The following is a 12702-nucleotide window of genomic DNA, read 5'->3' as shown; positions in this document are numbered from 1 at the left end:
GGGAGGGAGAGAACAAATCATGTGGAAATGGTTGCTGGCACTTGTCCTGATCGTCCAGTGCCTGATTGCGATACCCGCCGCAGCGGATGAACCGTTCGACTTGTCGATCCATCTTCCGCTCGGAGGCGTCATCAAGAATAACCAATGGACCCGTGTGGAAGTTTCCATCACCAATAACGGAGGAGAGCGTTTTTCCGGAGAAATGGAGTTTGGCGACGAGCCGCATTCCGGTTTGAATCGGGCCATCTATCGGCAGGCCATCACGCTTGACGCGGGAGAAACCAAGAACGTTCCGATTGATCTTCCGGCTGAGATGCTCATGCAGGGACCGACAGAAGTTCGATTGATCAAAGGGGAGCAGGTGATGGCAACCGAGGAGTTTCCGCCGATTACCCCCAAAGGGGAGCGGGTGGTCGGGGTGATTGCCGACGAGCCGAGCGCCTTTCATTTTCTGGCCATCGGCAGCGATCAGCGGCTGGACAACTGGATTCCTTTTACCGTCCAGCATTTCGAGCCGGACGCGCTGCCGGATCAATCATGGATCCTCAAAAATCTGGACATGATCGCGATCGGTCCTCTCACTTCCGGCAAACTGAAGGAGAACCAACTCGCGGCGCTGAAGGAATATGTGCGGCGCGGCGGCGTGCTGATCCTGTCCGCCCGCCCCGGCGATGATGAGCTGGTCCAGCAATTCCGGGATCTCCTGCCGGTTGCGGGAGGACAAGGCGGCATGCTGACCAATCTCGGGGAACTGGAACGATGGACGGGAAGCACCCCGCTCCCCCTCTCGTCCATTCCCGTATACAACCGGCAATTCCTGCTGATCACAGCCAAGCAAATCGACGGGGGCGTGTATCTGTTTGCCAATTATGATGTGACGGCTGAGCCGATGGCATCCTGGCAATATAACCGGCAGCTGTGGAAAAAGGTGCTCACCCAAAGCAAGGCGGTTGAGCGCATGGCGGAGAAGGATGAACGGAGCCCCTTGGATGTCTCATTGGTGTCGTTAAGCAAATTGATTCCGGGCGTCCAAGTGCCATCCGTCGGCTGGATCATCCTGATCTGGCTGGTGTATCTGCTGGTTCTGGCGCCGGGACTCTATCTGGCGCTCAAGCGATGGGAGCGGCGTGAATGGGCATGGGGTATCATCCCGGTCACTGCCATCCTGCTTTCCGTTACCGTTTACCTGTTCGGCCGAACCACGGTCGCGGAGGAGGACGCGAGCTACCGCGTTTCCATGCTGCGCATACTGGATAAGGACCTGACGGAGGTGCAGACAGCCGCATCCTTTCTGACCGTCTCCGGGGGCAGCTATTCGGTACGGGCGGAGAACGGATTCCTTGCCGTTCCGCTGGCCTACAATCAAGTGAATATGGCAGATGACGATACGATGATGGGAACCGATGGACAGGGATCGAAAACCATCCAGTTCCGGAACGTGCCGTACCTGTCCATCAAGCAGGCCGTCGCCTCCGGAATCCTCCGGGATATCGGCTCATTTGACGCCGTCCTGCAGACGAATGGCGATCGTTTGCAGGGGGTGATTGTCAACCGGACGCGCCTTCCCATGGAGGAAGTGTATCTGAATCTCGGCTTGCAGCGCATCGCGCTTGGCTCCCTGCAGCCAGGAGAGAAGAAACAGGTGGATGCCAAGATCGAGGAATACGTGTTCCCCCAACAAAGCGATCAGGACTCCCCCTATGAACGGGCGCTGAACCGGGAGCAGCAGATCGCCAGACAGAAGGAATGGCTGATGAATGGGGAGTCCAACCAGCTCCGGCTGATCGGTGTCAGTTCCCAGCCTCTTCATACACTGGAACTGCTTCAGCAGGGACAAAAGCATGATTGGAATGTCGTCGTGCAAAACATCTCGCTGATGCCGGACGCTTCCGGCCACATCGTGTATCCGTACGGGACTTTGCCCGTCCAGAAGATCGACGAGAAGGGAATCGTGGATTACCGGCATCCCAACATCTGGAACCTGGGCAGGGGGGAAGTTACCTTCGCGCTGTCGGTCGATCAGAGCGGCCTGGACGTGACGAAGGTGGAGATTCCGCTGGATCAGAGCCCGTACCGTCCGTTCCGGAAAGAGATCTACCATGCCAAGACCGGGAAATGGAAACAGCTAGGAAGGGAAGAACGGGTGATCCTGGGGAAAGAGTTAGGGGAGTATCTCAATCGGGAAGGGCAGATTCTCGTGCGGTTCACCAACCCGACGGATCAGCGCTTCTCCCTGCCGCAGCCATACCTCCGCCTGGAAGGAGTGGAGAAAAGCAAATGATCCAGACTGTCCATCTGACCAAACAATACGGCAAGCTTGAAGCGCTGCACGATCTGAATCTTCATATTGAGAAGGGCAAAGTGTTCGGGTTCATTGGCCCCAATGGCGCCGGAAAATCGACGACCATGCTGATCCTGGCAACCCTGCTGGCTCCGACTGACGGCAAGGCGTACGTCGCCGGCTATGATGTGGTGAAGGAACCGAAACAGGTGCGCCAGGCGCTTGGGTATATGCCCGATTTCTTTGGGGTGTACGATAATCTGAAAACAGCGGAATATCTGGATTTCTATGCGGCGGCGTACAACATTCCACCGGCAAAACGGAAGTCGATCATCGTCGATCTGCTGGAATTGGTCAACCTGTCCGACAAGGCGGATGCCTACGTCGATTCCCTTTCCCGCGGCATGAAGCAGCGCTTGGGGCTTGCGCGGTGCCTGGTTCACAGTCCCGATGTGCTGATTCTCGATGAACCGGCTTCCGGTCTCGATCCGCGCGCTCGCATCGAGATGCGGGAGATCCTGAAACAACTGCGCGGGATGGGAAAAACCATTTTGATCAGTTCGCACATCCTGCCGGAGCTGGCCGAATTGTGCGACGAGATCGGCGTCATCGAAAAGGGGCGGCTGATCGCCTGCGGCGCAGTGGAGGAAGTGAGTGCCGGCACGCGCGGCATCTCCGTGATGCAGGTGAAGGTGCTGCAGAGCCATGACGCGGCGCGCACCGTGCTGCAGGCATCCCCGTATGTGCGCCGCCTGGATGACAAGGGCAGCCATTTTCGCTTTCAATTCACCGGGACGGAGGTCGATAAGGCGGTTCTGCTGCAGCAGCTGATCGGAGCCGGTATTCCGGTGGTCCATTTTGGCGAGTCCAAGGAAAATCTGGAGGACGTCTTCCTCGCGATCACGGAAGGAGTGGGCAGCTGATGAAAGCATTTCTCGCCAATCCGCTCATCGTCAAGGAAATGCGGGAACGGTTCCGGAAAAAGATCACCTATTGGATCCTCGGCCTCTATCTCTTCGTGATGGGCGCCATCCTGCTTGGCTTCATGTATGTGAACCAGCTGAACAGCATCATGATACCCGGCGAAAACCGGGAACTGTTTATCCTGATCGCCGTCATTCAATATGCCATGATCTGCTTTATTGCGCCGGCCCTGTCGGCGGGAACGATCAGCGGCGAGCGGGAAAGGCAGACGCTGCATGTGCTCTTGACCACCCAACTGTCGCCTGGCCGGATTATTTGGAGCAAGCTGCTGACCTCGCTCGCCTATATTTTTCTGATGGTCATCTCATCCCTGCCGTTGTACAGCTTCGTCTTCCTGTATGGCGGCATCTCGCCCCAGCAGCTGTTCACGCTGGTGCTCTTTTTCGCCGTCAACATCGTTTTCTTTGGCGCATTGGGGCTGTTTTGTTCCACCTGGATCAAACGGACCGGCGTAAGCACCATCACGGCTTACGGGCTGGCGTTCTTCTTCGTGGTGGGGACCGGGCTGGTCTGTCTGTTTACAGCGGATCTGCTGCAGGAATTGTACCCGCAGCAATATCCGCCGGGCGATGTGTATCAGGAGCCGGCTCTGCAGATGCTGGCCGCCTTGAATCCCGTCAATGTCATGTTCCAACTGCTGGGGGAAGAATTGGTTCCGGCCGGCGAATCCTTCTTGCCGCCATGGCTGATCTTTACCCTGTGCTACCTGGGATTCACCGGGATATTGGTAGGGTGGAGCACCTATCTGCTGCATCCCGTGCGCCGCTTGCCCTGGCATTGGACCAAATAAGCATATGGCCAACACTGACCAACGGAAAAACAGCCGTTGGTTTTTTTCATGGCTGGCGAATCATATACAGAGATAAAGAGAGGGGGCATTCAATAAAATATAAAATACAGATAAAATTTTATTTTCAAACTTGTAAAAAATGGGTACAATCTTATTACTTATATAAATTCTTTTTCCAAAAAGGGGGATCAATGTGAGAAAAGCAAAAAAATGGGCAGCCACTCTGGCCGTATTGCTGCTTGCCGGTGCAGTGGCGGCAGGATGCGGGAATTCCGCTCCTTCGTCCACAGGCACGCCAAGCTCGTCCCAGCAAGGAAACGCGACGCCGCAGACCGGAAACGGCACGGCGGAAAAGCCGGTCGATGGGGGAACGCTGACATTCAGCAGCTTCTCCGACATCGTGTCGGTGAATCCGCTGTTTGTACAGGACACGGCTTCTGGGGACATCGTCTACCTGATTTTCGCCAACCTGTATGACCTCGACCGGCAGGGCAAAATCGCCGCGAAGCCCTGGTCGCTGGCCGCCGAGCTGCCGCAGGTAAGCGAAGACGGGAAAACCTACACGATCAAGCTGAAGGAGAATGCCAAGTGGAGCGATGGACAGCCGGTAACCGCCGATGACGTGGTGTTCACCATCAATACCATTCTGAATCCGGAAACCGGGTCGCCCTTGACAAACCAGTTCGACAAGGTGGAATCGGTCAACAAATTGGACGACCACACGGTGCAAATCAAGCTGAAGCAGGTGTATGCGCCCTTCCAGTACTCGCTCTACAACCAGATCGTGCCGTATCATGTGCTGAAAGACGTGAAACCGAAAGAGCTGCAGAACCATCCGTTCGGGAAAGATCCGGCCAAAACGGTCACCAACGGCGCATGGAAATGGAGCGAGTGGAAACAGAAGCAGTACCTCACCTTCGACGCGAATGAGAATTACTGGGGACCGAAGCCGCATATTCAAAAGATCGTCATGAAAATCTACGCCGACCAGAACACGGAGGTGCAGGCACTGCTGAAAGGGGATACCGATCTGATCCAAGCGATTCCGGTAACCCAGGTGGAAGCGGTAAAGGCGCGGGGGAATATCAATGTGATTCTGGCCCCGGGTCCGCAGTATGAATATATCTCCTTCAACTTTGATCCGAAAAACTTTCCGGATCAGTTCGTCCCGTTTGCCAGCCAGAAAGCGCGCCAGGCGATCGCGTATGCGCTCAACCGCCAGGGCATGGTTGACAACGTGCTGAAAGGAACCGGCACCGTGATGAATGCGCCGTTCCTGCCGGGGTCCTGGGCGGATCCGGGCGATGCGGCGGTCAAGTACGACTATGATCCGGAAAAAGCGAAGCAGCTGCTGAAAGAAGACGGCTGGACGCCGGGACCGGACGGCATTTTGCAAAAAGACGGCCATCGCTTCTCCTTTGAACTGCAGTACAACGCCGGCAACAGCCGCCGTGAGCAGGTGGCTGCCGTCATTCAGCAAAACCTGAAAGACGTGGGCATCGAAGTCACGCCCAAAGCGATCGACTTCTCTTCCTGGATCGACCAGAACGTAAATCCGGGCAAATATCCCGCGATTCTGCTGGCCTGGTCACTGACCAACCCCGACCCCGATCAGGAGCAAATTTTTTCCTCCAAGTACTTCCCGCCGAAGGGTCAAAACACCGGCTGGTACAAGAATCCGAAGCTGGATGAACTGTGGGTGAAAGGGTACTCCACGATCGATCAGAACGAGCGCAAGAAGATCTATGCGGAAGTGGCCAAGGAAATCTCCACCGACCTGCCTTACGTCTTTCTGTATCAATACGGGCAGCCGGAAGGACTCGGGCCACGGGTGCATTTTGCGGAGGAGGACAGACCGGAGCCGTCGCTGGCCTACGGTTATTTCTACCACATTATCAACTGGTGGGTAGACAACAAGTAATCGGAAGGTACGCCTTTCAAGAAGGGCGTATCGGGGATGACAAGACGTGAAGCTACAGACGGAGGGGAAGGGAGAGGCCATCTCCCTTCCCCTTCCATAAACGAAGGGAGGGCGCTGGATGACCGAATATCTGATCCGCCGATTGCTGCAATCCCTGTTGGTCCTGTTTCTGATCACGGTGGTCACCTTTGCGCTGATCCACGCGGCGCCGGGCGGGCCGATGCAAATCTTTCTCGCGCCCGGCCTCTCCCAGGAAGCGGCCAAGATTCAAGCGCACAATATGGGGCTGGACCAGCCGCTGCCCATCCAGTACCTGCGCTGGCTGGGCGGTTTGCTGCGGGGCGACCTGGGCTATACCTTTAAAAACCATCTTCCCGTAGGGGAAATCTTGTGGCCGACGGTATGGAACACCATGGTATTGATGGGAACTGCCTGGTTCCTTTCCCTGCTGGTCGCCATTCCGTGGGGCATCTACAACAGCACGCGTGAATACGGGTTCTCCGACCAATTGGCTTCGATCCTGTCATATCTCGGCTTCGCCATGCCCACGTTTTGGTTCGGCATCATCCTGCAAGAGTTTTTCGCGCTGAAACTGAACCTGCTGCCGCTCTCCGACATGTGGACAATGGGCAGGGAAGGGGAGATCGGCGACCTGATTCTGCACCTGATCCTCCCCGTTACCGTCTTGACGCTCGGCTTTTTGGCCGCCTACGTCAAATATTCCCGCTCCAGCATGCTGGAAGTGCTGCAGCAGGATTATATCCGCACGGCCCGGGCAAAAGGGCTGCGGGAAAGAAGGGTGATTTTCCGCCATGCCCTGCGCAATGCCTTGATTCCGATCATTACGATCATCGGGCTGGACCTGCCGTATCTGGTGGCAGGGGCGGCGCTGACCGAGAGTGTCTTCAACTGGCCGGGGATGGGCCGTCTCTTCGTGGACATGGCGGTGGCGCGCGAGTACTCCGTGCTGATGGCGATCACCCTGATCACCGCCGTCATCGTGATCATCGGCAACCTGCTTGCGGACATACTCTATGTGCTGGTCGATCCGCGCGTTCAGCTCGGACGGAAGGGAGGACAATCGGCATGAGTGACGTACAGCTTCGGGAAAACCCAGACGTTCAGCAGAGAGTCGGCCGCGCGCCGAAAAAGACACACATCCCCCCTGCCGAAAAACGGCCGCCCGGACTGTGGGCTGCCGCCTGGAAAAAATTTATGCGCAATCCGTTTGCGGTCGTGGGCCTGATCGTTCTTCTCTGCTTTATCTTTGCGGCTCTGTTTGCCAAATGGATCACCCCGTTTGATCCGAACCGGATCGATATGCTCAATGCCAATCTGCCCCCCGGCAGCGGCGAGCATCTGCTGGGAACGGATGAATTGGGACGCGACATCTTTGCCCGCCTGCTGTACAGCAGCCAGGTTTCTCTCCTCGTCGGCTTCGGCGTCGCGCTGGTCTCCGTCGTCATCGGCACCCTGATCGGAGCGGTCTCCGGCTATTTCGGCGGATGGGTGGATGCCTGCTGCATGCGGCTGGTGGACGTGATGAACTCGATTCCGCTGCTGTTCCTCAACATCCTGATCCTGGCGATATTCGGTTCCGAGTTCATCTACATGATCCTGATCCTCGCGTTTACCAGCTGGATGGGCGTCGCCCGGCTGGTGCGGGGGACATTTCTGCAGTTGAGGGAAATGCAGTATGTGGAAGCGGCCAGGGCGATCGGCGTCTCCGACTGGGGCATTATCACCAGACACCTGATCCGCAATGCAACCGCGCCGATCATCGTCAACGCCACGCTGATGGTGGGGACAGCGATCCTCAGCGAATCGGCGCTGTCGTATCTGGGATTGGGGGTGCAGGCACCGCAAACCAGCTGGGGCTTGATGCTGAGCAATGCGCAGGAATTCATGCTGATTGACCCCCTGCAGGCGCTCTACCCGGGGTTGTGCATCCTGATCGTGGTATTGGCGGTCAATTTTATCGGTGACGGTGTGCGGGACGCGTTGGATCCCCGGAAGAAGATGACGATTCCGCCAAGGAGGTTGGCAAAGTGGCGCAGCGCTTACTCGAAATCCAAAATCTAACAACCGGCTTTCTGACGGAACAGGGTATCGTCAAGGCGACCGAACGGGTAACCATCACGGTGGAGAAAGGGCAGACGGTCTGCCTGGTCGGCGAGTCCGGCAGCGGCAAGAGCGTGACGTCACTCTCCATCATGCGCCTGCTTGAGTATGCCGGCGGGATCATCCTCGACGGGAGCATCCTGTTTCACGGGGAGGATCTGGTGAAAAAAACGCAGGATGACATGATCGGCATTCGCGGCAACAAAATCGCGATGATCTTTCAGGATCCGATGTCCGCCCTTAATCCGGTCTTCACCGTGGGGGACCAGATCGCGGAAAGCCTGATGCACCATCAGAACATCAGCAGGGAGGAAGCGTGGTGCAGAGCGGTTGAACTGCTGCGTCTGGTAGGAATACCGGCTCCCGAAATGCGGGCCAAGCAGTATCCGCACCAATTGTCGGGCGGCATGTGCCAGCGGGTCGTGATCGCGATGGCGCTGGCGTGCAATCCGGAACTGCTGATTGCCGACGAACCGACCACGGCGCTTGATGTCACGATCCAGGCGCAAATCCTGGATCTTCTGCAGCGGCTGCAGAAGGAATTGGGCATGTCCATTCTGCTGATCACCCACGATATGGGCGTCGCCGCCGAGATGGCGGATCGCATCGCCGTGATGTATGCCGGCACCATTGTGGAAGAGGGAACGGTGGCGCAGATCTTTGACCGACCCCGTCACCCCTACACGGTCGGGCTGCTGCGCTCCATTCCCGGATTTGAAGGCGAACGGGGCGTGGAGCTGTACACCATCCGGGGAAACATCCCGAACATCAGCCAGCTGCCGTCCGGCTGCCGCTTTCATCCGCGCTGCCCGCATGCGATGGAAAGGTGCCGACAGGAAGAGCCGCTGCTGCGTGAGGTCGAAGGCGGTCAGTATGTAGCCTGCTGGCTGGAGGAAGAGACGGCCAAGGATGTTGGACAAGACGGAGAAGCTGCCCGGTGGAATATGCATGCAAGCAAAGCAGAGGTGAGCCGCCCATGAAACAGACGTATTTGGTGGAAGCGCGTCGCGTCAAAAAGTATTTTCCGATCAAGACCGGTCTGCTGAACCGGGTCGTGGGCCATGTGAAGGCGGTTGATGACATCAGCTTCGGCATTCGGTCGGGGGAAACGTTTGGCCTGGTAGGGGAATCGGGATGCGGCAAGTCGACGCTGGGCAGAGTTCTCCTCCAACTGCAGAAGGCGACGGACGGGGACATTTTGTTTGCCGGACAAAACATTCGTGAACTGGATTCCCGCGACATTCGCCGATTGCGGCAGGAAATGCAGATCATCTTTCAAGATCCGTATGGTTCCTTGAACCCGCGTTTTCTCGTGCGCGACATCATCGGGGAACCGCTGCGCGTCCATCTGCGCGCCTCCGCAAAGGAAGTGGAAGAGCGGGTTGTCGAACTGATGGAGCTGGTAGGACTGGATGCTTCGCGCCGCAACCGTTATCCTCATGAATTTTCCGGCGGGCAGCGGCAGCGTATCGGCATCGCCCGGGCCATCGCCCTGCATCCCAGGTTCATTGTCGCGGACGAGGCGGTTTCGGCCCTGGACGTCTCGGTGCAGTCGCAGGTATTGAATCTGTTGATGAAACTGCAGAAGGAATTGGGCCTGACCTACCTGTTTATCGCGCACGGGCTGAATGTGGTGCGCCATATTTCCGATCGCGTCGGCGTGATGTATCTGGGAAAAATGGTGGAGGTTGCCCCGACGGAGGAACTGTTTGCGCATCCCCTTCACCCGTATACGGCCGCTCTGCTGTCCGCCATCCCCAGGCCGACGCCTCATCGAAAACAGCAAAGAATCGTGCTGCAGGGGGATGTCCCTTCGCCGGCCAATCCGCCTGCGGGCTGCCGTTTTCATCCGCGCTGCCCGCTTGCCCAGGAGCGCTGCCGGAGGGAGGAACCGCTGCTGCAGGCAGTGTCGGGCGAGCGGCAGGTGGCCTGCCATTTTCCTCTCGAATAAGGCCAATCTGCGGAAAAATCCTTTCGTCTCGGAAGGATTTTTCTTTTTCACACCTCGGCCAATCTGCCCCCGTTTTGAACAGCGTGCCTACTTTTTTTTGCTTCTTGTCCAAAAAACAAGTATGATGAAAGGGTACAAATCCACAAAAAGGACGTGTCCATCATGAGTGAAGCCGATAACAAAGAGTTGGAACTGGGCGACGTGATCACGCTGGATGACGAAAACGGCGAAGTGATCGGGGATTTTGAGGTGATCGCGCTGTTTGAATCGAACAACAAGCAGTATGTGGCGTTGACCGCCGCGCAGGACGAAGAGAGCGAGACGGAAGAGGATACCGAAGAAGAGATCGATATCTTTGTATTCAGCCTGCAGGATGGGGAATTGGTTCCGCTTGAGGAGAGCGAAGAAGCGGAAGCATACGCGAAGCTGGATGAGCTGCTGGAAGATATCGAACTGGTAAGCCATGAAAAGTAAACATTCCTGTTTCTGAGGAGAGAACCCGACCGGCAAAGCGCTATACAGCCGGTCGGGTTTTTCTCTTCCCAGTTCTGGGGATTTAGGTTCTTTAAAGTGATATAGTGACGAAGCAAGCTTTGGGGGCCCCCGCCGACACCAGCAAGGGACCCCACTCGGCAAAGCGTTAGCTATCGCCGAGTGGGTGGAGCGTTCGCTTAAGTCGGCGGGGTTATTGTACTACATGAAAGCTCTCCAAAAAATGGGGTTGGTAGATGCTGACCATCCATGCCGAGAGCAGGATCAAGCCGGCGGGAATTTATTGCAGATAGAGATGGCCCACCCCCGGGATGAGCGCCGACCAGACTGCGGCCACCCAGGGAACCCGTTTGTCCAGAAAGTTGATGCCGATTCCCGATATTTTCATCAGTTGAATCGGAGCGTTTTCCGTGTCAGCCAGCAGATACTGGTGATTGATGTCCACGGTCAGCCGATAGCTGTCCCAGATCGCGTAAATGCAGACCGGGATGTACAGCAGGAGCCAGCGCACATCCAGCGCCTGTTTCGCTTGGTCAAACCGTCCGGTAAAGGAGTAAATAAAAGCGGTATTCAGGTTCGCGTTCACGTTGATCAGGAATTCCCAAATCATCAGGACAGAGCCTTTGAGGAAGAAACCCAGCTTCAAGTGACCGAAACTGGGAAAAGCCGCCGACGACCAGGCCGCGAGCCATGGGTTGCGCAGTTGGATATGGTTGAGATTATAGTTATCCATGTGAGAAAGAAAACGGCGGTATGATCCGGATGCGTGCTGATCGTGCAAGAAGACGAGCCTCCTTTGCGGGCTTTTCGCGGACAGGTGCCATGCTGAAAAACACTCTACCCGTCCCAGTGGGGTAGAGTGTCGGACACAGACACGCCAGCGCTAATCGCTCATCTTGATGATGTTATCCTTCAAGTCCCGCACCACCAGGAGGCAGGTATAATCGCTCTCTTCCAGCTCGCGCACCAATGCCGAGGCCTCATCCTTCGTCAGGCCGAGGTGTTCCAGTTTCGAGCGCAGCTCCTTTCCGCCGTTGTTGAAATACTGGGCCTTGCTGTCGATATCGCCGACTGCGCTTTCAACATGGGTGCTGAACTTGTAGTAATTGTCCCGCTGATTCGAGTGGTTCTTGTCCGGATTCCACTTCAGCACCCAGATGTCGTCCTTGGCGTACCCGGAGGAGTTGAGAGCCTGAATGTCGGAGACCAATTCCTGATCGTAGCGGTGGAATTTCACAAACGGTTTGGTTGCGCTAATCACAAAAAATCCCCCTTTATACCAGTCGGTTACAGCATCCTTCCATAGCTTGCCCCTGACCGCTGCCCATTAACCGGCAAGCTTTGACCAACCTTGTCCGCAGTGCTAAACTATAAAACGTGAATTCCTGTGCAATGGGGAGAGTTCGATATGCCAAAGTTCAAGCTGTTTGCCAATAAGAAAGGGATTGCAGATCAGAAACGGAACAACCAGTACGTCAAGTTTGCCCGCCAGATTTATGTCGAGGCGAAAAAAGGCGGTCCTGACCCGAACGCCAACCTGAAATTGAAGGCGATTATCGCCAATGCCCGGGCGATTCAGATGCCGATGGAGAATATAGAAAGAGCGATCAAAAAAGCGACCGATACCGGCAACGCTGACAACTACGAAGAGATCCGCTATGAGGGGTATGGGCCCGGCGGGGTGGCGGTGATTGTGGAATGTCTGACCGACAACCGGAACCGCACCGCTGCGGATGTGCGAGCCATCTTCAACAAACGGGGCGGGAATCTGGGAGAGACCGGTTCCGTCAGCTTCATGTTTGACCGCAAAGGGGTTATCGTGATCGACCGCGAAACGCATGCCGTTGATGAAGACACGATCCTGATGCACGCCCTGGAAGCCGGTGCCGAAGATGTGGTGGTGGAAGAAGATACCTACGAGATTCTTACCCATCCCCATGAACTGGATCAGGTGAAGGCGGCATTGGAGAAGGAAGGATATACGTTCAGCAACGCGCAGGTGCAGTGGCTGCCGCAAACCACCACCAAAATCAGCGGGGAAGACGCGGCCAAGATGCTGAAGATGATGGAAGCTTTCGAAGAGAACGACGACGTGCAAAACGTTTACGCCAATTACGAGATTGATGACGACGAGATGGAAAAGTTGCTGAAATCGTGATCGT

At 56.3% G+C, this 12702-nt stretch carries 12 protein-coding genes; 10 read left to right on the top strand and 2 right to left on the bottom strand.

The window, feature by feature from the left end; translation table 11 throughout:
- Positions 1 to 19: 19 nt before the first annotated feature.
- The 9 genes from G3578_RS14240 (at position 20) to G3578_RS14200 (ending at position 10522) form a co-directional block, all read left to right on the top strand.
- The gene (locus tag G3578_RS14240; RefSeq protein WP_165213624.1) at positions 20 to 2281 is read left to right on the top strand and encodes a type 1 glutamine amidotransferase family protein; all 2262 of its coding nucleotides are present in this window, start codon (positions 20 to 22) and stop codon (positions 2279 to 2281) included.
- Positions 2278 to 3204 (top strand): ABC transporter ATP-binding protein, encoded by a 927-nt coding sequence (locus G3578_RS14235; RefSeq protein ID WP_165213623.1) that lies wholly within the window; start codon positions 2278 to 2280, stop codon positions 3202 to 3204. Before G3578_RS14240 ends, G3578_RS14235 begins: the two co-directional genes overlap by 4 nt.
- Positions 3204 to 4055, top strand: a complete 852-nt coding sequence (locus tag G3578_RS14230) for an ABC transporter permease (protein ID WP_165213622.1) — start codon at positions 3204 to 3206, stop codon at positions 4053 to 4055. The genes G3578_RS14235 and G3578_RS14230 overlap by 1 nt, the downstream gene beginning before the upstream one ends.
- Before the next feature lie 193 nt (positions 4056 to 4248).
- Entirely contained in the window at positions 4249 to 5976 is a 1728-nt protein-coding gene (locus G3578_RS14225; protein ID WP_165213621.1) for an ABC transporter substrate-binding protein, read from the top strand.
- A gap of 118 nt (positions 5977 to 6094) precedes the next feature.
- On the top strand, positions 6095 to 7066 hold the full coding sequence (locus G3578_RS14220) for an ABC transporter permease (RefSeq protein ID WP_165213620.1): 972 nt from the start codon (positions 6095 to 6097) through the stop codon (positions 7064 to 7066).
- Positions 7063 to 8058 (top strand): ABC transporter permease, encoded by a 996-nt coding sequence (locus tag G3578_RS14215; RefSeq protein ID WP_165213619.1) that lies wholly within the window; start codon positions 7063 to 7065, stop codon positions 8056 to 8058. The genes G3578_RS14220 and G3578_RS14215 overlap by 4 nt, the downstream gene beginning before the upstream one ends.
- Positions 8025 to 9077, top strand: a complete 1053-nt coding sequence (locus G3578_RS14210; protein WP_165213618.1) for an oligopeptide/dipeptide ABC transporter ATP-binding protein — start codon at positions 8025 to 8027, stop codon at positions 9075 to 9077. Before G3578_RS14215 ends, G3578_RS14210 begins: the two co-directional genes overlap by 34 nt.
- Complete coding sequence (locus G3578_RS14205; protein WP_165213617.1) at positions 9074 to 10048, top strand: ABC transporter ATP-binding protein; 975 nt, start codon at positions 9074 to 9076, stop codon at positions 10046 to 10048. The genes G3578_RS14210 and G3578_RS14205 overlap by 4 nt, the downstream gene beginning before the upstream one ends.
- A 162-nt stretch (positions 10049 to 10210) precedes the next feature.
- Positions 10211 to 10522, top strand: coding sequence for a DUF1292 domain-containing protein (locus G3578_RS14200; protein WP_165213616.1), 312 nt, complete (start codon positions 10211 to 10213; stop codon positions 10520 to 10522).
- Positions 10523 to 10820: 298 nt separating this feature from the next.
- Here G3578_RS14200 and G3578_RS14195 read toward each other — a convergent pair whose 3' ends face one another.
- Both G3578_RS14195 and G3578_RS14190 read right to left on the bottom strand, forming a co-directional pair.
- Positions 10821 to 11321, bottom strand: a complete 501-nt coding sequence (locus G3578_RS14195) for a hypothetical protein (RefSeq protein WP_165213615.1) — start codon at positions 11319 to 11321, stop codon at positions 10821 to 10823.
- A gap of 102 nt (positions 11322 to 11423) precedes the next feature.
- On the bottom strand, positions 11424 to 11801 hold the full coding sequence (locus G3578_RS14190; RefSeq protein WP_165213614.1) for a general stress protein: 378 nt from the start codon (positions 11799 to 11801) through the stop codon (positions 11424 to 11426).
- A gap of 147 nt (positions 11802 to 11948) precedes the next feature.
- On the opposite strand from G3578_RS14190, the gene G3578_RS14185 reads away from it, so the two are divergent.
- Positions 11949 to 12698, top strand: a complete 750-nt coding sequence (locus tag G3578_RS14185) for a YebC/PmpR family DNA-binding transcriptional regulator (protein ID WP_165213613.1) — start codon at positions 11949 to 11951, stop codon at positions 12696 to 12698.
- Positions 12699 to 12702: the final 4 nt, after the last annotated feature.

Source organism: Brevibacillus sp. SYP-B805, assembly GCF_011059135.1.
Classification (GTDB): Bacteria; Bacillota; Bacilli; order Brevibacillales; family Brevibacillaceae; genus Brevibacillus_F.
The sequence above is the reverse complement of the archived record's forward strand: the minus strand, read 5'-3'. Positions and strand labels throughout refer to the sequence as shown.